The organism is Streptomyces sp. NPDC091972 (assembly GCF_044756385.1).
Taxonomy (GTDB): Bacteria; Actinomycetota; Actinomycetes; order Streptomycetales; family Streptomycetaceae; genus Streptomyces.
In genome coordinates, this window is sequence record NZ_JBIVSV010000002.1 from 101661 (window position 1) to 123977 (window position 22317).

Consider the following 22317-nt stretch of genomic DNA (forward strand, 5'->3'; position numbering starts at 1 on the left):
GCTGGGCGCGCCCCGGTAAGCGGGCGGCCGGGGCGTGACACAGACAGGCGGCGCCCGGCGGCAGAACCCGCGCCGGGCCGTTCCGGGCCCAGGGACCCACCGGCGCGCCACGAAACCGTGGCTGCCCCGCGCACACTCCGGCCGCCGAGGACCAACTCCCGCACCGCCGCCGCCCATTGCGGCCCGCCGGGCCACGGCCGACCGGGAGACCCGAAGGTGGACCGTGGCCCCGGTCGCTGCCCGGAGTTCCGCGCTCCAGGGAGGTCGTCGGGGAGCGGCCGGCCGCCCCGTCGCCGCCTTGTCACTGGCCCGCCAGGCCCGTGTGGGCCACGCCTGCCACGATCTGGCGCTGGAAGAAGACGAAGACGACGATCAGGGGGAGGCCCGCCATGAGGCCGCCGGCCATGAGCTGGGCCCACTGGATGCCGTAGGAGTTCATGACGGTCGCGATGCCGTTCGGCATGGTCATGAGGTCGGGGTTGTTGGTCACCATGTAGGGCCACAGGAAGTTGTTCCAGGAGGCGATGAAGGTGAAGATGCCGACCGCCGCCAGGGAGGGACGGGCCAGCGGGACCACGATCGTGAAGAAGACCCGCCAGCGGCCCGCGCCGTCGATGAAGGCGGCCTCCCCCAGCTCGCGCGGCACGCCCTGGAAGAACTTGTAGAGGATGTAGACCATCGCGGCCGGCGCGCACTGCGGGAGGATCATGCCCCAGTACGTGTCGACCATCCCCATCTGCTGGACCGTGGTGAAGAGGGGTACGCCGAGGACGGCCGGGGAGATCATCAGGCCGGACATCACGATGCCCATCAGCACCCCCTTGCCGCGGAACTCCGTGCGGGCGAAGCCGTATCCGGCGAGTGCGCTGACCGCCAGCACGACGGAGGTGACGCAGACCGACACCACCAGCGAGTTGATGAACCAGTTGGTGATGTTGCCGGTCTCCCACAGGGCCTTCCAGGCCTGGACCGTCCAGACCTCCGGCAGCCAGTGCGGCGGGATCTCGGCCGCCTCCGCCTCGGACTTGAGCGAGGTGAACAGCGCCGCCGCGATCGGTGCGACGAAGACGGCGGAGACGGCGACGCCCAGCAGCGTGAGGACGATCTGGCTGGGCGTCCAGGGCTTGCGGGGACTCTTGCGGACCTGTACGGCGGTGGTCATCGGCCGCTCTCCTCACGGTTGCGCAGCAGCCACATCCGGGCCAGGGCGACGACTGCGATGATCACGAAGAAGACGATGGACATCGCGGAGGCGTAGCCCACGCGGTAGCTGGTGAAGCCCTGTTCGAGGGTGTACTGCACGAAGGAGCGGGTGCTGAGCTCCGGTCCGGGGCCGAAGTCCATCATCACGACGGCCTGGTCGAAGAGTTGCAGCGAGGCGAGGATCTGGAGCGCGATCACCAGCCCGGTGATGTGACGCAGCATCGGCAGCGTGATGTGGACCATGCGGTGCCAGGCGTTGGCACCGTCCAGCTTCGCGGCCTCGTAGAGGTGGCCGGGGATGCCCTGGAGGGCGGCCAGGTACAGCAGGAAGCTGAAACCGACGGTCCACCACAGGGTCTCGATGACGATGGCGAGCATCGCGTACGACTTGTCGGTCAGCCAGGGCGTGTCGAGCCCGAAGGTCTCGTTGACCAGGCCGATGCCCTGGGTGAACAGCCACTGGAACATGTTGGCGGCGACCGTGGAGGGGAGGAGGAAGGGCGCGAAGAAGCACAGCCGCCACAGCCACTTCCCGCGTTCGATGTGGTGGGCGAGCATGGCCAGCAGGAAGGCGAGGACGGTGATGCAGGGGACGACCAGCAGCGTGAAGTACGCGCTGTGGCCGAGCGCGTCCCACATCGCCTGGTCGTGCAGGGCCTCTCGGTAGTTGTCGAGGCCGACGAAGCTCGCGCCCTCGCCGGAGATGTTGGCGTCGGTGAAGCTGAGCCAGACACCGCGCAGCAACGGCCAGATCACGAAGAGCACGAAGAGCGCGAGGAAGGGGGCGACGAACCAGCCGCCGTGCTGGAAACCCTGCCTGCGGCGCACCGTCGCGACGGCGGTCGCGGTCCTGGCGCGGGCCGGGGCGGCGACGGCTCCGGTCGTCATGTGAGCGCCGGCGGACATGTGAGCGCTGGTCGTCATGCGACCGCACCTCCCTGAGCGGCGGTCCTGCCGTCCATCGGGTTCTTGGCGGCGAGGAGTCGGGTGAGGTGTCTCTTCATGGTCTGCGCGACGGACGCCGGCTTGGCGGAGCCCATGGTCGAGGAGACGACGACCGGGCCGAGGTCCTGGGCGAGCACGCCGGTGGAGCCCGCGAACCACACTTTCGGCTCGGTGGCCTGGTGGTCCATGGCGCCGGCGTACTCGTTCTGCGGGGTGAGCTTCTTGTACGCCCCGGTGGACAGCGTCGGTGTGTAGGCGGGGATGTGTCCGCCGGCCGCCCACTGGAGGGCGTGGGTGACGACGTACGCGGCGAGTTCGTGGGCGCCCTCGTTGGTGGCGCCGCCCCGGCCCGCCTGGTGGGGCAGGACGAAGGCGTGCGACTCGGCGTGGGTGGCCGGCCTGCCGAACACGGGCGGCAGCGGGGTCGCGCCGTAGTCCAGTCCGGCGCCGGAGAAGACCGGCACGGACCAGTTGCCCTCCCAGGTGAAGGGGGCGCCGTTGATGAACTGCTCGCCGGTGGGGGCGCCGGGGACGACGTACCCGTCGGTGACGTGGCGGCGGAGGAACTCCAGGACCTGGGTGGCCTTGTCGGGGTCGAAGAGGACCTCGGTGTTGTCGGCGTCGAACCACCGGCCGCCGAGCTGGGTGTAGAAGGCGACGAAGAACCACCACTGGAAGTTCTGGTCGTTGGTCCACAGGCCGATGGTCTGGAGGCCCTTCTTCTGGGCGGCCCTGGCCTTCTTGAGGACGTCGAACCACTCGTCGGTGGAGGTGACCGGGACCATCCGGCCGTCGTCACCGAGCAGTCCCGCCTTCTTGAGCACGTCCTTGCGGTAGAAGCAGAGCTGGACGTGGATGTCGAGAGGGAGGGCGTAGAGCTTGCCGTCGATGACGCCGCGCTTCCACAGCGCGGGGTTGTAGTCCTGCTCCCGTACGCCGTACTTGGCGAGCAGGCCGACGTCCCACGGGTCGAGGAGGCGGCCCGGGGAGAAGCCGGTGACCCGGCCCATGTGCATGACGCCCAGGTCGGGGGCGCGGTTGCCCGCGGCCGCCATGGCGAGTTTGGTGTAGAAGGGGTTGCCCCACTGGAGGGTGGAGTCCTTCACGTCGATGTCCGGGTGGTCCTTGCGGAAGGCGTCCAGCATCGTGATCATGTTGGCGCCGTCGCCGCCGCTGAAGAGGTTCCAGTAGCGCACCCGGGTGTCCGCGCCGGAGGCGAGCGCGTCGGCCCCGGTGCCGAGGGCCGCGAAGCCGAAGCCGGCGGCGACGGTCAGTCCGCCGGCGCCGGCGAGAAGTCGCCTGCGGCTCAGGTCAGGTCGTCCCATTCCCTGCCCTATCTGTTCGAGATCTCGAATTGCGCTCGTAACTTCGAACGGGACCGTAGGCAGGAAGCGCTTTCCAGTCAATGGGTCGCGCAGGAAAAACGAGGGTCCGGTCCACCGGTCGAACACCGGACGAGGACCTGGCACCCGATCGCGTGACGGGGACAGTTCGGGGCGCGTAGTCTCGAACGGCCCGCCCTACGGCGGCGGGAGAGTTCAGGGGGTGGGATGGACATCGCGGGCGCGCGCAGGAGTGCGGCCCGGATCGCCTCGGCGCTGCGGCGCACCCGTGCGACCCCGGCCATGCGCGAACTGGTCTCCGGTCTCAGCGACGCGGTGCGGGCCGCCCCCCGGCCTCCGGCCGACGTGCCCGGGCTGTGCCGGATGCTGTGCCAGGAGATGAGCGCGCGGCGCGGCGGCCGCCCCGTGGACCTGCGCTTCGAACGGTTCCCCGACGAGATCGCGGTGACCGGACTGTGGGTGGAGTTCGAGGACTTCGACCTCGTCATCGTCGAGGAACGAGCCGAGGAGATGCAGCAGTTGGTCATCCTGGGCCATGAGCTGTGGCACCTGCACGCGGGCCACGCCCACCACCACGCGGCCGCCGCGGACGCGCTCGCCGGCCAGCCCGGCTGGGACTCCGTCGCCCTGACCGTCGCCGCCCGCAACGGCTCACGGGAGGCCGACGAGGCCGAGGCGGACGACTTCGGGCACCGGCTGGCGGCCGCCTTCCGGCACCTGGGGCAGGGCCGGGGCCCCGGCGCCTCCCCCGATCCGGTCCAGCGGTCGCTCGGCTACCGGGGACGCGGAGGCGGGGCGCTGTGACACCTCAGCCACTGGCCGGAGGACCGAGCTCCTTCTTCACCGGCCTCTACATCTCCTTCTGGCTGCCGGGCCTGGTCCTGGGCGCGGCCCTGGCGATCAAGCTGCCGAGCATCGTCAAGCTGTGGCGGGACCCCCTGCTGCGCGCCGTCGGCGGCCTGCTGCTGCTCGCCTGCGCGGTGTTCGTCTTCGCGGCCCCGACCACCATCGCCTGGACCAACCGGGTCACCGGTGTCCCCAACATCGCGGCTCCCTGGGTGTACTCCCTGATCACCGCGCTGTCCGCGTCCTGGCTGCTGCTCGTCGTGCACTGGCGCAACGGCCACACCGAGCGCCGCGAGCAGACCCGGCGGGCGACCCGGTGGGTGGTCTCGGTGTACACGGCCGTGGTGGTCGCGCTGTGGGTGCTGTTCGCCCTCGCCGACGTACCGGTGGAGCAGATCCGGGACCTCGACACGTACTACGCCACCACGCCCTTCATGCGCGAGGAGATCCTCCTCTACCTGACCGTGCACACGGCGGCCTGTCTGATCACCGCCCGGCTCATCTGGACCTGGATCCGCGCCGACGGGCTGGACGGCTGGCTGCGCTGGGGCCTGCGGTTCCTGAGCGTCGGCTACGTCACCAACCTGCTGTTCAGCGCGGCCAAGTTCACCGCCATCGCGGCCCGGTGGACCGGGCACGACCTCGACTGGCTCAACACCAACATCGCCCCGTCCGCCGCCTGCATCGGCGCCACCATGGTCGCGACGGGCGTCATCGTCCCGCACGCCGGGCAGTACCTCCAGGAGCGCTGGCTGGTCCGCCGCAGGCGCCGGAACCTCAAGCCGCTGGCCCGGCTGCTGCGGGCGGTACCGGGCCGCCGCGAGCCCCTCGCGCTCCAGGCCACCCCGGAGATCCGGCTCATCCGCCGCGAGACCTACATCCGTGACGCGCTGCTCCAGCTCTCCCGCCACCTCGACCAGGACCTGCGGCGCCGTGCCCTCGACGCCGCCCTCGCGCTCGGCGCCGAATCAGGCCGGGCCCGGGCCCTCGCCGCCGCCGTGACGATCCTGGACGCCGTGGAGACCGGGCGGCACACCTCGGACGGCGACGACACGGCGGCTCTCGACACCGCATACCTGTTGCAGGAGATCCACGCCGTCTCCGCGGCCCTGCGCAGTCCCGACGAGATCACGGCGGTGCGCGAGCGCGCGGCCGTCCCGGCAGAGAGCATGTCCGCGCATGACTGAACGCCCCTCCCCCGCCAGAGTCGCCGTCGTCCTCGGGGGATCCCACACCGGCATGCTCGCGGCGGTGGCCCTGGCCGGGCTCGCCGACCGGGTCGTCGTCGTCGAACGCGACGTGCTGCCCTCGGGGCCCGCGCCCCGCAAGGGACTTCCGCAGGCCCGCCACGTCCACCAGCTGTGGTCCGGCGGGGCGCTCGCCCTGGAGGAACTGCTGCCGGGGGTCACCGAGGGGCTGCGCGCGGCGGGGGCGCACCGGCTGCCGGTGACCACGGACATGGTGGCGCTGTCGCCGCGGGGCTGGTTCCGCCGCTGGAGCGAGTCGCACTTCATGCTGCTGTCCAGCAGGGACCTGCTGGACGCCACGGTCCGTGCCCGGGCACTGGCCGACGACCGGATCGAGCTGCTGGCCGAGACCGAGGTGCTCGGGCTCGACGGCACCCGCGACGCGGTGACCGGCGTCCGGGTCCGGGCGGACGGCGGCGAACGCACTCTGCGGGCCGATCTGGTCATCGACGCGACGGGCCGGGCCTCCAGGACCCCGCAGTGGCTGACCGGGCTCGGCCTGCCCGCCCCGCGGAGCCGGACCGTGGACTCCGGCCTGACCTACGCCAGCCGCCGCTTCCGCGCCCCCGAGGCCGCCCGGGACGGCTACCCCGTCGTCAACGTCCAGCCCGACGCGCGCTCCGGCCTGCCCGGCCGCGGCGGTGTGCTGCTGCCCATCGAGGACGGCCAGTGGCTGGTGACGCTGTACGGCACCCGCGGTGGCGAACCCACCGCCGACACCGCCGACTTCGCCCGGTACGCCCGCGCCGAGCTGCGCCATCCGGTGATCGCCGACCTGGTCGAGGGGGCCGAGCCACTGACGGAGGTGGCCCTCACCCGTACGACGGCCAATCGCCGTCACTTCTACGAGCGGATGCCGGCCTGGCCCGAGAACTTCGCCGTGTTGGGCGACGCCGTCGCCGCCTTCAACCCGGTGTACGGGCACGGCATGTCGGTGGCGGCGCAGGGCGCGGTGGCCCTGCGGGCGGCGGTACGACGGCACGGCTGGGGCGCGCCCGGTCTGTCCCGTCGTATCCAGAAGGCGGTCGCGGGGCCGGTCGGGGCCGCGTGGGACCTGGCGATCGGGCAGGACGTGTTCTACCCGGGCGCCACCGAGGACGGACCGACGCTGCGGGACCGCCTGGTGGCCGCCTACGTCGACCGGTTGATGTACACCGCGACCGGCAACGGGCGGATCGCCCGCCGCGTCACCGACGTCACGTCGCTGGAGCGGCGGGCGGAGGTGCTGCTGGCGCCGGGGGTGCTTTTGGCGGCGGCGGTCGGCCCGTTGAAGCCGGCGCTGACCGGACCGCCGCTGACGGCAGAGGAGTCGAAGAGGGCGGGGCTCGAGTAGTCAGCCCGCGAAGGGCTGTTGCGGTACGCCCTTCCCGGCCCCCGGCACCACGAGCAGGGAGCCCGCGACCGGGTGGGGGGAGCTCAGTCCCACCCGGGCCGTGGTGATGTAGAGGTCGGTCAGGTCCGGGCCGCCGAAGGCGCACGCCGTGACGCGCGGGGTCGGGAGGGTGATCACCCGGTCCAGCTTCCCGTCGGGTGTGTACCGCCGTACCGCGCTCCCGTCCCACAGCGCGACCCACACGCACCCGTCGGCGTCGACCGTGAGCCCGTCCGGGAACCCGACGCCCTCCTCGACGGCGACGAAGGTCCGGCGGCCGGAGATCTGCCCGTCCTCGTGGTCGAAGACGTCGACGCGGCGGGTGGGCGAGTCGACGTAGTACATGAGCCGGCCGTCCGGGCTCCAGCCGGTGCCGTTGCTCACGGCCACGTCGTCCAGGACCGTGCGGTGCGTGCCGTCACCGGTGATCCGGGACAGGGTGCCGCCGCCGGGGGCCTCGTCATAGCGCATGGTGCCGGCCCAGAGGGAGCCGTCGGGGGCCACGGCGGCGTCGTTGGCGCGGCGGCCGGGGACGGGCTCGTGGTGCAGCCAGCGCAAGGTGCCGTCGGGGTCCGTCAGGGCCACGCCGTCCCGCAGGTTGAGGACGAGTCCGCCGCCCGCGCGCGGCTTGACGGCACCGATGTGCTGGTCGAGGACGCGGACCGTGCGGTGCCCGGAGACGGGGTCGTAGCTGTGCAGCCGGGCGCCGAGGATGTCGATCCACAGCAGCCGCTCGCCGTCCCAGGTGGGCCCCTCACCGAGGGTGGCCCCGGCGCGCACGGCGACGTCGTACCGCGTGCTGTGGGTCATCCGACGCTCCGGTGGCCGAGGCGCTCGGACAGCTCGGCGGCGCCCTTGGCGGCGAGCTGCTCCAGCTCGCCGCGGCGGTCGTCGCTCCAGCGGATCATCGGCACCGAGATGGAGAGCGCGGCGACGACCTGCCCGGTGCGGTCGCGGACCGGGGCGGCCACGCAGGAGACGTCCGGGTTGGACTCGCGGTTCTCGACGGCGATACCGCGCTGCCGGATCTCGTCGAGGGCCTCGCGCAGGGCGGCCGGGTCGGTGATGCTGTTGGGCGTCATGGCCGCGAGCGTGCCGTCCTCCGGGATGCGGGAGGCGAGCTGCGGCTCGGGAAGGGAGGCGAGGAGCATCTTGCCGACGGAGGTGCAGTGCGCGGGCAGCCGCCGGCCGGCGGCCGACACCATCCGCACCGCGTGCGTCGAGTCGACCTTGGCGATGTAGATGACGTCGGTGCCCTCCAGGATCGCCACGTGCACGGTCTCGTCGCAGGTCTCGGCGACGGACCGGGCCACCTGCTGTCCCTCGGCGGCGAGGTCGAGCTGCTCGGCGTAGCGGCTGCCGAGCTGGTAGGGCCGTACCCCGAGCCGGTAGCGTCCCGGCTGGCCCGGGACCTGGACGATGTACGACCGGGCGGCGAGAGTGGTGACCAGCTCGTGCACGGTGGTGCGCGGCAGCTGGAGCTTGCGCACGATGTCGGGGGCGGAGAGCGTCCCGTCTCCGTCGAGGAAGAGCTCGAGAATGTCGAGAGCCCGGGTCACGGCAGGTACGAGGCGTCCCACAACCGGCCCCCTCCCTTTGCGTCTAAGAAGTCTGCGTTCGAAATTTCAACAGACGATCGGCATGACGAACACAGGCTAGCGACATGCTGTTTCCTCCGGCAATGGGCAAGGGGGACGTAGACCCACTCCGTGTGCGGCACGTCACACGGGGTCGCTCACGCCAGCTCCCCCCGCAACCGCCGGGCCCGCAGCACCAGCTCGAGTTCGAAGCGGCGGTCCGGGTCGTCTATCTCGTCGCCCCACAGTTCGCGGATCTGGCGCAGGCGGTAGCGGACGGTCTGGGGGTGGACGCCGAGGCGGGCAGCCACCTCGGGGGCCCCGCCGCGGGTCTCCAGCCAGGCGAGCAGGGTCTCCGCGAGGCGGCGGCCGTGGGTGGGGCCGCAGTGGCGCAGGGGGGCCAGGCAGCGCAGGGCCAGGTCGTCGATCAATTCCTCGGGCTGGAGCAGGACCAGGGCCTCGGTGTGCTCGGTGCAGTACAGCACCTCCCCGGTGGGGAGCAGGTCGCGTTCCATCAGGCGTACGGCGGCCTCGGCCCAGCGGAGGGACTTCGCCGCGTCCGCCAGCGGGACCGGGGGGCCGATCGCACCGGCCCAGCCGGTCAGGGCCCGGTGCAGGAGTTCGGGGCGGCCCGCCGCGTCCGGCTCCGGGACGACCATGCGGGGCTGTTCGTAGTCCATGTCCAGCAGGACGCTCTGGCCCACCGCGGGCGGCACCGCCTCGCGGGCCGGGCGGAGCAGGACGCCGACCGCCACCTTCTGCGGGAGGGGCCAGCCGATACGGGCCGCGCGTTCCGTCAGCGCGTCCGCGGGGTCGCCCCGGTGGCGTTCGGCCAGCAGTAACTCCATCAGGCGGCGCTGGAGGCGCAGGCGCTCGCCGGCCTGGCGGGCCGCCGCTTCCGCGTAGCCGCGGACCGACTGGTCGACGAGGCCGTCCAGGTACTCGTAGCCCGCGTCCACCAGCTCGTACATCGCCGGCGGCGGGATCTCGACACGCTGGCCGATGTCGGCGAAACGGCGCCAGGCCAGGCGTACGCCCATGCGGTAGATCGCCTGGAGGGAGTCCAGGCTGCGGCCGTTCAGGCCCTCGCCGCGGCCGAACTCCTGGAAGACCCCCGGGGGGACCGTCGGGCGGCCCTCCGCCGTCTCCAGGTGCTGGACGAAGACCTCGATCGCGCGGCGGATGCCGACCAGTGCCATCGGTTCGCCGGACTCGTCGAGGACCACCGGCAGATGGGGGTACTCGCGGCGGATCTCGCGCAGGATCTCCTCCGCCAGGGCCGGCGCCTCGGACATGGCGATGGCCGCGAAGCGGCGGACCTGGAGGCGGGGGACGTCATGCCAGGCCGAGCGGGTGTTCAGGGCTGCCGGTCGGGCGGCCACGGGTCAACTCCCCTGGTCCGTCTGCTCGTAGGTGACCAGGGGTGTGTTGGGCTGCTCGGGCGTCGCCTCCAGGAGCGCGACGATACCGAGGGCGGCACCGAGGGCGAGCAGCGCGGCGGCCACGACGGTCAGTGCGGCGGCGAGCAGTCTGGACATCGCAGGGGCAGCCTCTCTCGAGCGGCTCGATCCGGTGTCCCACCCAGCGTCCAAGCCCGGCACCCACCCTGCCTGTCGACCCAGTGTCGACATCGCCCTGACAATCCGTCAAGACGTTGACACCCCGTGCCGATACGCCTACGGTCTCCGGCCCATAGAGCGGCCCGAACTCCGTCATCTCACGCCCCAGGAGTGTCCGGATGCGCCGTACAGCCTCTCCAATCTCCCTGATTCTGCTGGGACTCGGCACGTTTCTGCTGGTACTGGCGCCTCTGCTCGCGTGGTACGTGGAACCGCGCGCCGCCGTGAACCCGATCGACATCGACCAGACCGCCGTCTACCGAGGGACCGGCAGCGTCTTCGACACCGAGGAGCTGGAGACGGTTTCCGGGCAGCGGATCACCGTCACCCAGCGGGTGCGCGGCGACGTCGAGGACAGTGAGCGCAGCGGCCGGGCCGCGGTGTGGGACGTGACCACCACCGTCGACACCGACAAGTCGCTGCCGGCCTCCGACCCGCACGACGCCCTGGAGTTCGTCCCGCACCGCTGGGTCATGGACCGCCGGACGACCAGGCCGGTGCACTGCTGCGGCGAGAAGCCGTACATCGAGGGCGAGGCCTATCTGAAGTTCCCCTTCGACGTGCAGCGACGCTCCTACCAGTGGTGGGACAACTCCCTGGGTTCCACGGTGACGTTGCGTTACCAGGGTACGAAGAAGGTTCAGGGGTACACGGGTTACCGGTTCACCGGCACGGTCGCCCCGGCGAAGGTCGGGACGCGGCTCGTGCCGGGCACGATCGTGGACGAACCCGGCCGGCCGCAGGTGCTGGCCGAGGAGTGGTACTCCAACCACGGCATCGAGCTGGTCGTCGACCAGCGCACCGGCCGGGTCGTCTACGCACAGGTGGGTCCGAAGCGCACCCTGCGGGCACCCGGCGCGAAGAAGGACGCCGTGGTCCTGCTGGACAGCCGCAAGATCGCGTTCACCACCGCGACACAGAAGGACGCGGTACGGCTGGCCGAGCGGGACAGCGGACAACTGCGCGCGGTGGGACAGACGTTGCCCATCGGGGCGGCTGTGGCCGGATTCGTGCTGGCTGCCGTGGGGGGCGTTTTGGTGGTACGGGGACGCAGGCGTCCCGAGTCCACCGATATGAGCGGTACGCCCCAGCCGGCTCTCACGAAGTGACTGGACGTCAGCTCTAATAAGGCCCGAAATTGTCACGTACGTGAGTAGCCACGGCGTACGGGTGGGCGAAAACTGTGCCACCCCACCCGAGCACAACCCATCCACACCCCCCTCCTAGGAAGCGCTCAGTCCCCCCACAACCAGTCGGAAGAGATCACTGAGTTCCGCACCCTGAGACGAGTTGGAGCACCCATGCCCCAGCACGTGCCCCACCCGCTGCGCACGTCTCCCCAGGCGTCGCAGTGGCAACCCTCATCGCACAGCCCGCACCACTCCTCGGCGCTCCCCCCACCCCCGCGCCGAATCGTTTTCCTCGCCCATCGCGACCTCGACAACCCGGCCGCCGGCGGCTCCGAGCTCCTCGTCGACCGGCTCGCCGACGGACTGACCCGGCTCGGCCACCAGGTGACCCTCCTGTGCGGTGGGCCGGCCGCCTACCGGGACTACCGTGTCGTGTCGGCGGGCGGCGAGTTCGGGCACTATCTGCGCGCCCGCACGGCCTTCGCCCGCCAGGTGGGCGAGACCGACCTCCTGGTCGAGGTCTGCAACGGCATGCCGTACCTCGCGCCCCTGTGGCACCGCGGCCCCACCCTGTGCCTGGTCAACCACGTGCACACCGACCTGTGGAAGATGCGGTTCGGCGGCCCCCTGGCCCCGGCCGCCCGCATCGGCCGAAGACTCGAACACTGGGCGCTGGCCGGTGCGGCGGCCCGCCACCGGAGTCTGCTGGTCGCCGTGTCCCCCTCGACGGCCCAGGCCCTGCGGGCGATCGGCGTCGAACGGGACCGCATCCGGGTCGTGCACAACGGCGTCGAGGAGCCGGAGCCGTTGGTGCGCCGCTCGCCGGAACCGCTCTTCGTGGCCGTGGGCCGGCTCGTCGAGTACAAGCGGATCGACCTGCTGCTGAGACTGTGGGAGCGGGTACGGCCGGTCACCGGTGGCCGGCTGGTGATCGTCGGCGACGGACCCGAGCGCTCCCGGCTTGAGCAACTCGCCGGTCCCGGCGTGGAGTTCACCGGCCATGTCTCCGAGGCGGAGAAGCACCGCCTGCTGTGCGAGGCGTGGCTGCTGCTCCACCCCTCCGCCGTGGAGGGGTGGGGGCTGGTCGTCACCGAGGCCGCGACCCGCGAGACACCGACGATCGCCTTCGACGTGCCCGGGCTGCGGGACTCCGTCTTGGACGGGAAGACCGGGGTGCTCGCGCGCGGCGAGTCCTCGTTCGCCGCCGCCTGGTGCGCCTTGGCGCTGTCCTCGCACCGGCGGGAGCTGATGGGCAAGGCTGCTCGGGACCGGGCGGCGCAGTTCCGTTGGCACCGGACTGTCAGACAGTTCCGTGCGGTCGCCTCGGAGGCGGTGAGGGGCTGGGGGCCGTGAGCCGGGTGCGGCGTCGTCGTGGCTGGTCGCGCCTGCGCGGCGGCAGCCGCATGTTCAACACCGCCCCGCGTCCCGAGGAGTTCAAGGACCCCTCGTTTCGACGTTCTCTCGCTCTCCTTCGCGCCTTTCGGCACGAGCAGGATGATCCCGACGCCTGCTACTCGCTGCTCGCCCGGGACGCCGTCGACCAGGTCGAGGCCTACGACGGCCCGGTCGCCGGCCGCACGGTCGTGGACGTCGGCGGCGGCAGCGGGTACTTCACCGAGGAGTTCCGCAGACGGGGCGCCGACGCGTTCCTCTTCGAGCCGGACGCCCGGGAGCTGGGGGAGAAACCGCCCGACGCCACCGTGATCGCCGACGGCTACCTGCTTCCGCTGCGGGACGCGGCCGCCGACGTCACCTTCTCCTCCAACGTCCTCGAGCACGTGGCCGATCCGGAGACCTTCCTCAGCGAGCTCGTCCGGGTGACCCGGCCCGGCGGGCTGATCTACGTGTCGTTCACCAACTGGCTGTCCCCGTGGGGCGGCCACGAGTGGGCGCCCTGGCACTACCTGGGTGCCGAGCGGGCCCGCGCCCGCTACCGGCGCCGTACCGGAAAGGCCGCCAAGCACACCCTCGGCGAGAACCTGTTCGCCGTGCACATCGGCCCGACCCTGCGGCAGGTGCGCGCCCGGGACGACGTCACGGTCGTCTCGGCGCGCTCCCGCTACTGGCCCTTCCTCGCGGAGACCGTCGTACGGGCTCCCGGCATCCGCGAGGTCGCCACCTGGAACCTCCTCCTCATCCTCCGGCGGTGTCCACCATGACGACGTCCACGGTCCAGGCCCCTCCACCGGCAGCCGTCCCCACCACCGCGGTCATGTCGGGCCCCCCGGAGGGCCCGCGGTCACGGAGCTGGCTGCTCGGGTTCTGGGCCGTGGTCTTCGTGCTGTTCCTGGCGGTCCACCCGGGCCGGCAGACCTTCGACACCAAGCTGGGCGTCACCACGGACCCGGGCCGGTTCCTCGCCGACCTCGGGCAGCTCTGGCACGATCAGGGCTCCTTCGGCGGCATCCAGGACCAGTACGTCGGCTATCTCTGGCCGATGCTGCCGTTCTACTGGCTGGGCCACGCAATTCAGCTGCCGGTGTGGCTGGTGGAGCGGCTGTGGCTGTCGGTGGTCGTGTCGGTGGCCTTCTGGGGGGCGCTGCGGCTGGCCGAGCGGCTGCGGATCGGCAGCGGGGCGTCCCGGCTGCCGGCCGCCGTCGCGTACGCGCTGTGGCCGACCTTCACCATCGTCGTCGGCTCGACCTCCGCGGCCGCGCTGCCCGGCGCCTTCCTGCCGTGGGTGCTGCTGCCCCTGACGAACGAGCGGTACAACGCCCGGATCGCCGCCCTGCGCTCCGCGCTGATCATCCCGTTCATGGGCGGGGTGAACGCGGCCTCCACGCTGGCCTGTCTGCTCCCGGTCGGGCTGTATCTCCTGTCCCGGCCGCCCGGACCACGGCAGCGCAAGCTGATCGCCTGGTGGGTGCCGGGCGTGATCCTCGCGACGGCCTGGTGGGTGATCCCGCTGCTGCTGCTCGGCCTCTACGGCGAGAACTTCCTGCCGTACGTGGAGAGCGCGCGCACCACGACCGAGACGATGTCGGCTACGGAGGCCCTGCGCGGGGCCGGCAACTGGGTCGCCTATCTGCACCTGGGGGAGGCGTGGCTGCCGGCCGGCTGGACCGTGGCCTCCTCGGTGATCGTGATCCTGTGCTCGGCGTTCGCGGCCGGGCTCGGCCTCGCCGGTCTGGCGCGACGGGACCTGCCGGAGCGCCGGTGGCTGGTGCTGACCGCGCTGACGGCCGTCCTGGTGCTGCTCGCCGGGTACGGCGGCGCGTTCGGCGCCCCCTTCCACGGGGTGGTGCGGGACTGGCTGGACGGTGGTCTCGCGCCCTTCCGCAACATCTACAAGTTCCAGCCGGGCCTGGCGCTCGCCCTGGTGCTGGGCCTCGCCCATCTGGTCGGCGTGGCCGCCGAGCCGCGCGGGGCGAGAGAGATCAGGGGCCGCCGGTACGCCCCGCTCGTCGCGGCCGTCCTGATCCTGCCCGGGCTGCTGTGGCCGTACCTCAACGGCTCGATCCTGAACCCCGGTTCCTTCCGGGAGCTGCCGAAGTACTGGCACGCCACGGCCGACTGGCTGGAGAAGTACTCCCCCGACTCCCGCGCCCTCGTCGTCCCCGCGACCGCGCACGGCCTCTACACCTGGGGCTCCCCCATCGACCAGCCCCTCGACGTCCTCGCCGAGTCCCGCTGGGCACAGCGCGACTACGTCCCCTTCGGCACCCCCGGCAACCGGCGGGCCACGGACGCGGTCGAGCAGGCGCTGCTGACCGGCGGCGAGATACCGGGTCTCGCCGACTACTTGAGCCGGGCCGGGGTGTACTACGTCGTCGTCCGCAACGACCTGGACCCCGACCAGATCGGCGCGGTGTCGTCCTCGGTGGTCAAACGGGCCCTGGAGCAGTCCGGCTACGAGCGGGTGACGGGTCTGGGGCCGCTCATGACGGGCGGGAGGATCGCGCCCGACACCCCGCTCCAGATCGAGGGGCTGTACCCCCGGCAGCGGGCGGTGGAGATCTACCGCCCGGCGAGCGAGGACGTGCCGCGGCCCGCACAGGCCGGCCTGCTGCCGGTCGCCGACACCGCCCAGGTGTCCGGCGGCCCCGAGTCCCTGCTCCCGCTGGCCGGCGAACTGCGCGGCCGGGCCACGGTGTTGACGGGTGACAACCACCCCGGGCTCGGCACCCCGCCGCTCCAGGTCGTCGGCGACGGACTGCGGCGGGCGGACACCCGCTTCGGGCTCGTCAACGCGAACACGTCCTACACGTACACCAGGGACGAGCGCAATGCCTCCGGGGCCGCCCAGGACGCCGGTGAGAAGCCGCACCAGATCCTGCCGATCACGGGCCGGGCCCACCAGACGGTCGCGGAACTGCGCGGCGCCCGCTCGGTGACGGCCTCCTCGTACGGCAACTGGCTGTTCCACCTGCCGCAGTTCGACCCGGTCAACGCCTTCGACGGCAACCCGGACACCGCCTGGGCGGAGGGCGTCGCGGGCTCGCCGGACGGGCAGTGGCTGCGCATCGGCCTGTCCGACCCCGCGTACGACATGCCCGCGTCGTTCAAGGTCACGCCGTTGCCGCAGGAGAGCGTGCGGTCGGCGGCCACCAAGGTGCGGGTGGAGACCGAGCGGGGCTCGCGGACCAGCTTCCTGCGGGCCGACGGCTCGACGCAGAGCGTCAAGGCCCCGCCCGGAGCGACGAGTTGGATGAAGCTCACGATCGTCGACTCGGTCGCGCGGCGGACCGGTCTCGCCGGAGCCGGGTTCTCCGAGATCGACCTGCCGGACGTGCGGGTGACCCGGCTGCTGAGGCTGCCGGCCGACGCCGACCGCGCGGACTCCGCCGCCGAGGTCGTCTCCCTGCACCGGGTCCCCGACCCGGCCGGGATCTCCCCGACCGGCACGGAGGCCGGCCTGCACCGCCGCTTCACCACGGCGGCCCCCGGCACGTACGCGGTGAAGGCGCACGCGGTGCCGGTGTCCGGGCCGGAGCTCGACAGGCTGCTGTACGAGGTCGCCCCCGACCAGCGCAACCGCATCACCGCGACCGCCGACTCCACGGCCGGCCTCGGCACCGGCCTGTCCGCCCGCAACCTCACCGACGGCGACCTCACGACCGCCTGGATCGCGGGCGACCGCCCCACGATCCACCTGAGCTGGAACGGCAAGCAGCCCGTGTCCGAAGTGGTGCTGGCGGCCGCGGGCGGCCTCTCCACCCGTCCCACCGAGGTGGACATCACCTCGCCCGACGGCGCGACGGTCGCCGGGGTCGACGAGAACGGCGCGGTGCGCTTCCCTGCCATCACGACCGACCGTCTCGACATCACGATCACCAAGACGGCCCCGCTGGTCCTGCACAACCCGGTCGCCGACGAGGACCTCCAGCTCCCGGTGGGACTCACGGAGGCGTACATTCCGGCCCTGGACCAGTACCGGACCCCGCAGCCGAAGCCCGATCGGACGTTCTCCCTGCCGTGCGGCAAGGGCCCGGTGACGGCGATCGACGGAAAGCTGTACCGGACGGCCGTGTCGGGCCGGATCCGCGACCTGACCGAGCGGCGGGCGCTGACGGTGACCCTCTGCCAGTCCGGGCGCTCCGACGCCGAACTGTCCCTGCCCGCCGGTGAGCACGTCGTCGAGGGCGGTGACGCCGGACCGCTCGCCCTGACCGACATCACCCTGACCCGCGGCACGATCACCGAACCGAGCTCCCTGAGCCGCGACTTGAAGATACGGGACTGGCTCGGCGACCGGCGCGAGGTGACCGTGGGGTCGGGCGCCGCCTCGTACCTGACGACGTACGAGAACTACAACGACGGCTGGAAGGCCACCCTGAACGGCGAGTCCCTCACCCCGCTGCGGCTCGACGGCTGGCAGCAGGGCTGGCGGGTCCCGGCAGGGGCGGGCGGCACCGTGAAACTGTCGTACGAGCCCGCGACCGCGTACGACGGCGCGCTGATCGGCAGCGGGGTCGCCCTGCTGGTGCTGGTGGGCCTGGTGCTGTGGCGCGGGCGCTCCCCGAACCCCGACGAGCCGCAGCCGGTGCCTCCGGCGCCGGGGGTGTGGCTCGGGGTGGTGGCGCTCACGCTGGTGGGCGTGGTGATCGCCGGGTGGTTCGCGCTGCTGGTCCCGGCGCTGGCGCTGCTCGCCTCCCGACGGCACGGGCTCCTGGTGCCGATCGCCTTCGTGGCACTGGCAGGGGCGGGCATCGCCGCGGCGGTGGGCGCGGGCGAGCCGGTGGGCGCGTCGGAGGGCGCCTTCGGGCACGCGGCCCAACTGCTCGCGCTGATCGGCCTGTTCGCCGCGCTGGTGAGTGTGCGTGAGCGGGAGGCGCCCGCCGAGTCGGAGGCGCCGACACAGCAGCTGCCGCCGGTCCGAGTGGAGGGGGAAAGGGGCGACCCGGCATGACGACTCCCGCCCGGATCCCGTTCCCGGTGGTCGACGAGGTCTCCCGCCACTGCCTCCAGGAGGAGGAACCGGAGACGGTCCACATCGAGGTGCACCTGCCGGGCCGGCTGGACCGGTCCCGGCTGCGGAAGGCGTTCCTGGAGGCCCTCAACCGCCACCCCCGGATCCTGATGCGGGAGGCCCCGAGGGGCTGGTACCGGCGCCGCTACGAGTGGGAGCTGACGGCGGAGCCGGACGTGGAAGTGGTGTCCTTTCCGCGTCCGGGGCGGGACGCCTTGCGGGACGCGAGGACAAGGGCGTTGGAACAGGCGCCTGCCCTGAGCCTGTCCCCACCGATCCGTCTGGAGGTCGTGGAGGGAGCGGGCCCGGCAGAGGGCAGCGAGGCATCGGACACCGTCGGCCTGCACCGACCCCCTCAGGGGCGCGGGGAACTGCGTGACCAGCCCTCACCGGCCCGCACCCGCGATTCGACCGTCCTCTTCCTCACCATCAACCACACAGCCCTGGACGGCCCCGCCTGCCTGCGCATCCTCGCCACGGCGGCCGAGATCTACGGCGGCAGGGACAACTCCCCCGCCGCGCCCCCCACCCGCCCCCAGGAACCCCCCGCACCCCCCGAGGGCACCCACTCCAACTGGGCCCGTCCAGCCCGCGTAGCGCCCGGCACACCCGAGCACACCCCCGGCAACGGCCTCCTCGTCACCGAACTGCCCCTCCCCCACCGCCCCAAGGGCTCCCCGTACACGGTCAACGACCAGCTCATGGTCACCACCGCCCTGACCATCGCCCACTGGAACAGGGAGCACGGACAGTCCCCCCGCCCCCTGCGCATCACGATGCCCGTGGACGACCGCCCCAGGGACATGACGATGCCGATAGGAAACGGCACCCGGCTGGTGGAAGTCCCGTTCTCCCCGGGCGAGTTGCGGCAGGCGCCGCAGGACATGCCCGACCTCCTGCGCCGCACCGCCCGACGAACCCGCGCCCTCAAATCCCTCAGCCGCCCCCAGCTCGGCCACGGCGCCGGCCTCCTCACCGCCCCCGTCACCCCGGTGGCCTGGCGCGCGGCCCTCACCCGCGGACTGCGCAGGGCGGCCGCACCCTGGACCTCCACCACCCTCCTCAGCAACATCGGCCGCATCCCGTACCCCCTGGACTTCGGCGAGGAGGCGGGCCGCGCCCACGCCGTGTGGTTCTCGGCGCCCGCCCGGATGCCCCGCGGACTCACCGTCACGACCGCCTCCACCGCGGGCCGGCTGCACCTGGCCCTGCGCTGGTCACGGTCCCTGCTCGGGCACGGCGACGGCGCCCACCTGCGGGACCTGTTCGAGCACTACCTGCACACCACGGAGGTGGCCCCGTGAACACCACCGCGCCCCCGCGCCGCGGCGGCCTCAGGGACTTCTACGAGGACCCGGCCGTCCCGGTCGCCTCCGGCACCCCGCGCTCCCTGCGCCAGGCCCGCATGCTCGCCGCCGCCCTCGGCACCGCCGGAACGGCCCCGTGTACCGTCCTGGACATCGGCTGCGGCGACGGCACCGCGGCCGCCACCGCCGCCCCGCTCCTCACCGGCCACCGGATCGTCGGCGTCGACTGGTCCCAGGACGCCCTCAAGCGCGCCCGCGCCAGGCTGCCGTACGCGGTCCGCGGTGAACTGAGCGACTCCGGGCTGCCGTTCCGGGACGCCTCCGTGGACGCCGTGCTGTTCAGCGAGGTCGTCGAGCACCTGGTCGACCCGGACTCGGCGCTGGACGAGATCCGCCGCGTCCTGCGCCCCGGCGGCCATCTCATGCTGTCCACCCCGAACCTGGCCGCCTGGTACAACCGCGGACTGCTGCTGGCCGGTGTCCAGCCGGTGTTCTCGGAGGTGAGCCTGCGGGCCGTCCACGGGCGGCCGGGACGTGAGGTCGTGGGGCATCTGCGGCTGTACACGGCCCGCGCGCTGCGGGAGTTCGTCACGGCGGCCGGCTTCGAGGTCGTACGGCTGGCGGGAGCGCCCTTTCACGGGGTGCCGCGTCCGCTGCGGGCGCTGGACCGGCTGGCGTGTGCCAGACCGTCGATCGCGTCGATCCTGCTGCTGCACGCGCGCAAGACCTAGGGGGCGTGGACCATGTGGTGGGGAGTGGCGGCGGCCCTGTTGGCGAACACCCTCTACAGCGTCGGGTTCGTGCTGGAGAAACGGGCGCTGACCGCCCTGCCCGAGGTGACGATCCGGCAGCCCGCCCGGCTGCTGGGGCTGGTGGTCAGGAGCCCGCTCTGGATCGGCGGCTCGCTGTCGCTGGCCGCCGGGTTCGGGGCGCAGCTCGCGGTCTACCGGACGCTGCCGATCGCGGCCGCGCAGGGCATCTTCGTCTCCGGTCTGGTGCTGCTGGTCCTGCTGTCGGCGCGGCTGCTGGGCGAGGAGACGACCGGCCGGGAGCGGTACGCCCTGGGCGCCATCCTCGTCGCGCTCCTCATGGTCGTGCTGTCCCTGAAGGAGGGCTCGGACCGGGTCAGCCAGGACGCCCCCTACCAGCTCGTCCTGCTGGTGTGCGTGCCGTCGCTCGCGGCGGGCGTGTGGCTGTACGGGTCCGCCGAGCGGCGCACCAGACACCGGCACCGCATGCCGACGACGGGCGTCGAGTACGGCGTGGCGGTCGGCCTGCTGTACGGGGTCAGCTCGCTCGCGATCAAGGGCGTGTCGACCTCTCTGACGACAAGTGACCTCGGCGGCACGGTGGTTGAGCTGTTGCGGTCCCCTTATCCGTATCTCCTTTTGTTCACCGGGCCGTTCGGCCTGGTGATGTCGCAGGCGGCGCTGCAACGCTGCCGGGCGTCGCTGATCGTGCCGGTGTGCACGACGGTGACCTGTCTGTACACCGCGGTGCTGGGCACGCTCTCGTTCGGCGAGTCGCTGCCCCACGACCCGGTGCGGCTCGCGCTGCGCCTCGCGGGCACGGTGCTCGCCGTCGCCGTCCTGCTGAGCATGCCCAAGCACGACCAGGCGCCCCAACCCCCCATCAACAGCAAGGAGTTGACGCCACCATGAATCCCGACGATCCGCTGCTGCAGATCCTGGCATGCCCGCTCGACAAGGGCCCCCTGCACCTCGTACCGCCGGACGAGGCCCTCTACAACCCCCGGCTGCACCGGCGCTACCCGATCGTCGACGGCATCCCGCAGTTGCTGCCGGCCTCCGGCGAGCAGGTCACCGACGACCAGCACGAGGACCTCCTGCGCCGCTGTACCGGGGGTTCCCCCCAGACCCCCGGGACGACCCCATGACCGGGCCGGCCCGCACCTGGGCGGCACGGGTGGCCCCCCATCTGCCCACCCGTCTCGTCGCGGCGGCCGCCCGGGCGGTGTACCCGCGCTTCGAGCCGGAGCTGGCACGGCTGGCCGAGCTGTGCCCGGCGGACTGCCGCACGGCGGTGGACGTGGGCGGCTGGTACGGACCGTGGACGCGCCGGCTGGCCGGGCGGGCGCGGCAGGTGGTGACCGTCGAGCCGGTCCCCCATCTGGCCCGGCTGCTGACCTCGGCGGCCCCGCCGAACGTGCGGGTCGTCCAGGCCGCCGCCGCGGACCGCCCGGGCACCGCCCGGCTGTGGCTGCCGCCCGGCGACGAGGGCGACCGCGGGGTGTCCTCCCTGGTCCGGCGGGACATCCACGGCCGCGCGGTGCACGTCCGCTGCGTCACGCTGGACGAACTGAACCTGAAGGACGTCGACTTCATCAAGATCGACGTGGACGGCAGCGAGCTGGCGGTGCTGCGCGGGGCGACGGGGATCCTCGCGCGTGACCGACCAGCGCTCTTCGTCGAACTGGAGTCCCGGATCCAGCCGGTCGCGCCGGTCGTCACCTATCTCGCCCTCCTCGGCTACGACGGCTGGGTACTGCCCCGCACCACCTGGGTCCCGTTGTCCGGCTTCCCCCTGGAGGCCCACCAGGAGACGGCGTCGTACGTCGTCAGCCAGGGCCTGCTCCGCCGGGTGCTGCCCCTCCTCCGCCGCCCCCGGTACGTCAACTCGGTGCTCTTCCTCCCCGACGGCCGCCGGCCCGGTGTCAGTGCCGTGGGGGACGATGGGGAGCATGCCCTCCGGAAAGCCCCCGGCCAGCCCCTTCACCGTCCATGACTTCCAGCTGGTCCTGCTGCGCCGCATGGCCGACCACAACCCCGGGCCGGTGGAGGACGCCCGGCGCGCGCTGGGCGTGTCGATCGCCGAGATGCGGGAGGCCAACAGGCGCTGGCAGGCGATGGTCCGCTCCCCGCGGGCCCGTGCCGCCGCGTCCCGGTACCGCTCGGTGCTCGGCGCCCCGGAGACCGTCCTGACCCGCGCGGTGGGCGATCTGGAGTGCGAGGCCTGGCTGTGGCCGGTCCCGCTCTGGCCCGACCTCCGCTTCGAGGTCCTCCTCTCCCCGGCCGGCGCGGTCTGGAACGAATGGCTGATCCGCGCGCCGGGTGCCGAGGGCCCCGCCCTGCGCACCCTCGCCGACCTCACCCCCTGGTCGTGCACGGTCGACGAGGCGGCCCGCGCCTTCCCCCCGGCCCGCCCCCTGGAGGGCACGGCCCCGACCCGCTGGGGCCTGGCCTTCACGGCCCCGGACGAGAAGGGCACACGGCATGAGGTGGTCGCCGAGTTCACGTGGGGCCTGCTGCAACGGCTGACCGTCCGCTGAGGGCAGCGCCTCGACATGCCCGCCATGATG

20 protein-coding genes are annotated in these 22317 nt (G+C 72.5%); 13 read left to right on the forward strand and 7 right to left on the reverse strand.

From position 1 onward, the window contains the following. Window positions 1-301: 301 nt before the first annotated feature. The 3 genes from ACIQJT_RS05780 to ACIQJT_RS05790 are packed head-to-tail and all read right to left on the reverse strand — an operon-like array spanning window position 302 to window position 3473. Window positions 302-1162: a carbohydrate ABC transporter permease gene (locus ACIQJT_RS05780; RefSeq protein ID WP_402640207.1), complete on the reverse strand. Its 861-nt coding sequence runs from the start codon at window positions 1160-1162 to the stop codon at window positions 302-304. Then, window positions 1159-2091, reverse strand: coding sequence for a carbohydrate ABC transporter permease (locus tag ACIQJT_RS05785; protein WP_402641302.1), 933 nt, complete (start codon window positions 2089-2091; stop codon window positions 1159-1161). Before ACIQJT_RS05785 ends, ACIQJT_RS05780 begins: the two co-directional genes overlap by 4 nt. A 32-nt stretch (window positions 2092-2123) precedes the next feature. Beyond that, window positions 2124-3473, reverse strand: a complete 1350-nt coding sequence (locus ACIQJT_RS05790; protein ID WP_365450754.1) for an extracellular solute-binding protein — start codon at window positions 3471-3473, stop codon at window positions 2124-2126. A 225-nt stretch (window positions 3474-3698) separates the two neighbouring features. Here ACIQJT_RS05790 and ACIQJT_RS05795 point away from each other — a divergent pair, with 225 nt between their 5' ends. The 3 genes from ACIQJT_RS05795 to ACIQJT_RS05805 are packed head-to-tail and all read left to right on the forward strand — an operon-like array spanning window position 3699 to window position 6917. Then, complete coding sequence (locus ACIQJT_RS05795) at window positions 3699-4295, forward strand: toxin-antitoxin system, toxin component family protein (RefSeq protein WP_402640210.1); 597 nt, start codon at window positions 3699-3701, stop codon at window positions 4293-4295. After that, window positions 4292-5524 carry an MAB_1171c family putative transporter gene (locus ACIQJT_RS05800; protein WP_402640212.1) on the forward strand — a complete coding sequence of 411 codons (1233 nt, stop codon included), beginning with the start codon at window positions 4292-4294 and terminating at the stop codon, window positions 5522-5524. The genes ACIQJT_RS05795 and ACIQJT_RS05800 overlap by 4 nt, the downstream gene beginning before the upstream one ends. Beyond that, window positions 5517-6917, forward strand: coding sequence for an FAD-dependent oxidoreductase (locus ACIQJT_RS05805; protein WP_365450748.1), 1401 nt, complete (start codon window positions 5517-5519; stop codon window positions 6915-6917). Before ACIQJT_RS05800 ends, ACIQJT_RS05805 begins: the two co-directional genes overlap by 8 nt. Here ACIQJT_RS05805 and ACIQJT_RS05810 read toward each other — a convergent pair whose 3' ends face one another. From ACIQJT_RS05810 to ACIQJT_RS05825, 4 genes are all read right to left on the reverse strand, one after another. Next, window positions 6918-7766: an SMP-30/gluconolactonase/LRE family protein gene (locus tag ACIQJT_RS05810; protein ID WP_402640214.1), complete on the reverse strand. Its 849-nt coding sequence runs from the start codon at window positions 7764-7766 to the stop codon at window positions 6918-6920. Then, entirely contained in the window at window positions 7763-8536 is a 774-nt protein-coding gene (locus tag ACIQJT_RS05815) for an IclR family transcriptional regulator (RefSeq protein ID WP_053846047.1), read from the reverse strand. Before ACIQJT_RS05815 ends, ACIQJT_RS05810 begins: the two co-directional genes overlap by 4 nt. A 155-nt stretch (window positions 8537-8691) precedes the next feature. Then, window positions 8692-9915 carry a helix-turn-helix domain-containing protein gene (locus ACIQJT_RS05820; RefSeq protein ID WP_365450744.1) on the reverse strand — a complete coding sequence of 408 codons (1224 nt, stop codon included), beginning with the start codon at window positions 9913-9915 and terminating at the stop codon, window positions 8692-8694. 3 nt (window positions 9916-9918) lie between these two features. Beyond that, window positions 9919-10071, reverse strand: coding sequence for a hypothetical protein (locus tag ACIQJT_RS05825; RefSeq protein ID WP_179200301.1), 153 nt, complete (start codon window positions 10069-10071; stop codon window positions 9919-9921). Window positions 10072-10271: 200 nt separating this feature from the next. On the opposite strand from ACIQJT_RS05825, the gene ACIQJT_RS05830 reads away from it, so the two are divergent. The 10 genes from ACIQJT_RS05830 (at window position 10272) to ACIQJT_RS05875 (ending at window position 22287) form a co-directional block, all read left to right on the forward strand. Next, on the forward strand, window positions 10272-11261 hold the full coding sequence (locus ACIQJT_RS05830; protein ID WP_402640217.1) for a DUF3068 domain-containing protein: 990 nt from the start codon (window positions 10272-10274) through the stop codon (window positions 11259-11261). A 192-nt stretch (window positions 11262-11453) separates the two neighbouring features. Continuing rightward, on the forward strand, window positions 11454-12635 hold the full coding sequence (locus ACIQJT_RS05835) for a glycosyltransferase family 4 protein (protein WP_402640219.1): 1182 nt from the start codon (window positions 11454-11456) through the stop codon (window positions 12633-12635). Between the two features lie 50 nt (window positions 12636-12685). Further along, window positions 12686-13441 (forward strand): class I SAM-dependent methyltransferase, encoded by a 756-nt coding sequence (locus tag ACIQJT_RS05840; RefSeq protein WP_402641305.1) that lies wholly within the window; start codon window positions 12686-12688, stop codon window positions 13439-13441. After that, window positions 13438-17631, forward strand: a complete 4194-nt coding sequence (locus ACIQJT_RS05845; protein ID WP_402641308.1) for an alpha-(1->3)-arabinofuranosyltransferase family protein — start codon at window positions 13438-13440, stop codon at window positions 17629-17631. Before ACIQJT_RS05840 ends, ACIQJT_RS05845 begins: the two co-directional genes overlap by 4 nt. Next, window positions 17628-18995, forward strand: a complete 1368-nt coding sequence (locus ACIQJT_RS05850; RefSeq protein WP_402640221.1) for a condensation protein — start codon at window positions 17628-17630, stop codon at window positions 18993-18995. Before ACIQJT_RS05845 ends, ACIQJT_RS05850 begins: the two co-directional genes overlap by 4 nt. After that, window positions 18992-19729 (forward strand): class I SAM-dependent methyltransferase, encoded by a 738-nt coding sequence (locus ACIQJT_RS05855; RefSeq protein ID WP_365450736.1) that lies wholly within the window; start codon window positions 18992-18994, stop codon window positions 19727-19729. Before ACIQJT_RS05850 ends, ACIQJT_RS05855 begins: the two co-directional genes overlap by 4 nt. 24 nt (window positions 19730-19753) lie before the next feature. After that, window positions 19754-20659, forward strand: coding sequence for a hypothetical protein (locus tag ACIQJT_RS05860; protein WP_402641311.1), 906 nt, complete (start codon window positions 19754-19756; stop codon window positions 20657-20659). Then, window positions 20656-20895, forward strand: coding sequence for a Trm112 family protein (locus tag ACIQJT_RS05865; RefSeq protein WP_402640223.1), 240 nt, complete (start codon window positions 20656-20658; stop codon window positions 20893-20895). Before ACIQJT_RS05860 ends, ACIQJT_RS05865 begins: the two co-directional genes overlap by 4 nt. After that, window positions 20892-21743 (forward strand): FkbM family methyltransferase, encoded by an 852-nt coding sequence (locus ACIQJT_RS05870; protein WP_365450732.1) that lies wholly within the window; start codon window positions 20892-20894, stop codon window positions 21741-21743. The genes ACIQJT_RS05865 and ACIQJT_RS05870 overlap by 4 nt, the downstream gene beginning before the upstream one ends. Next, window positions 21700-22287 (forward strand): hypothetical protein, encoded by a 588-nt coding sequence (locus ACIQJT_RS05875; RefSeq protein ID WP_402640226.1) that lies wholly within the window; start codon window positions 21700-21702, stop codon window positions 22285-22287. The genes ACIQJT_RS05870 and ACIQJT_RS05875 overlap by 44 nt, the downstream gene beginning before the upstream one ends. Window positions 22288-22317 lie beyond the last annotated feature (30 nt).

Bases quoted from the DNA above. Each gene is read 5' to 3' on its own strand.
- ACIQJT_RS05805 (WP_365450748.1), top strand. From the start codon at position 5,517: ATGACTGAACGCCCCTCCCCCGCCAGAGTCGCCGTCGTCCTCGGGGGA.
- ACIQJT_RS05845 (WP_402641308.1), top strand. From the start codon at position 13,438: ATGACGACGTCCACGGTCCAGGCCCCTCCACCGGCAGCCGTCCCCACC.
- ACIQJT_RS05830 (WP_402640217.1), top strand. From the start codon at position 10,272: ATGCGCCGTACAGCCTCTCCAATCTCCCTGATTCTGCTGGGACTCGGC.
- ACIQJT_RS05835 (WP_402640219.1), top strand. From the start codon at position 11,454: ATGCCCCAGCACGTGCCCCACCCGCTGCGCACGTCTCCCCAGGCGTCG.
- ACIQJT_RS05865 (WP_402640223.1), top strand. From the start codon at position 20,656: ATGAATCCCGACGATCCGCTGCTGCAGATCCTGGCATGCCCGCTCGAC.
- ACIQJT_RS05780 (WP_402640207.1), bottom strand. From the start codon at position 1,162: ATGACCACCGCCGTACAGGTCCGCAAGAGTCCCCGCAAGCCCTGGACG.
- ACIQJT_RS05790 (WP_365450754.1), bottom strand. From the start codon at position 3,473: ATGGGACGACCTGACCTGAGCCGCAGGCGACTTCTCGCCGGCGCCGGC.
- ACIQJT_RS05850 (WP_402640221.1), top strand. From the start codon at position 17,628: ATGACGACTCCCGCCCGGATCCCGTTCCCGGTGGTCGACGAGGTCTCC.
- ACIQJT_RS05795 (WP_402640210.1), top strand. From the start codon at position 3,699: ATGGACATCGCGGGCGCGCGCAGGAGTGCGGCCCGGATCGCCTCGGCG.
- ACIQJT_RS05785 (WP_402641302.1), bottom strand. From the start codon at position 2,091: ATGACGACCGGAGCCGTCGCCGCCCCGGCCCGCGCCAGGACCGCGACC.
- ACIQJT_RS05870 (WP_365450732.1), top strand. From the start codon at position 20,892: ATGACCGGGCCGGCCCGCACCTGGGCGGCACGGGTGGCCCCCCATCTG.
- ACIQJT_RS05825 (WP_179200301.1), bottom strand. From the start codon at position 10,071: ATGTCCAGACTGCTCGCCGCCGCACTGACCGTCGTGGCCGCCGCGCTG.
- ACIQJT_RS05875 (WP_402640226.1), top strand. From the start codon at position 21,700: ATGCCCTCCGGAAAGCCCCCGGCCAGCCCCTTCACCGTCCATGACTTC.
- ACIQJT_RS05840 (WP_402641305.1), top strand. From the start codon at position 12,686: ATGTTCAACACCGCCCCGCGTCCCGAGGAGTTCAAGGACCCCTCGTTT.
- ACIQJT_RS05810 (WP_402640214.1), bottom strand. From the start codon at position 7,766: ATGACCCACAGCACGCGGTACGACGTCGCCGTGCGCGCCGGGGCCACC.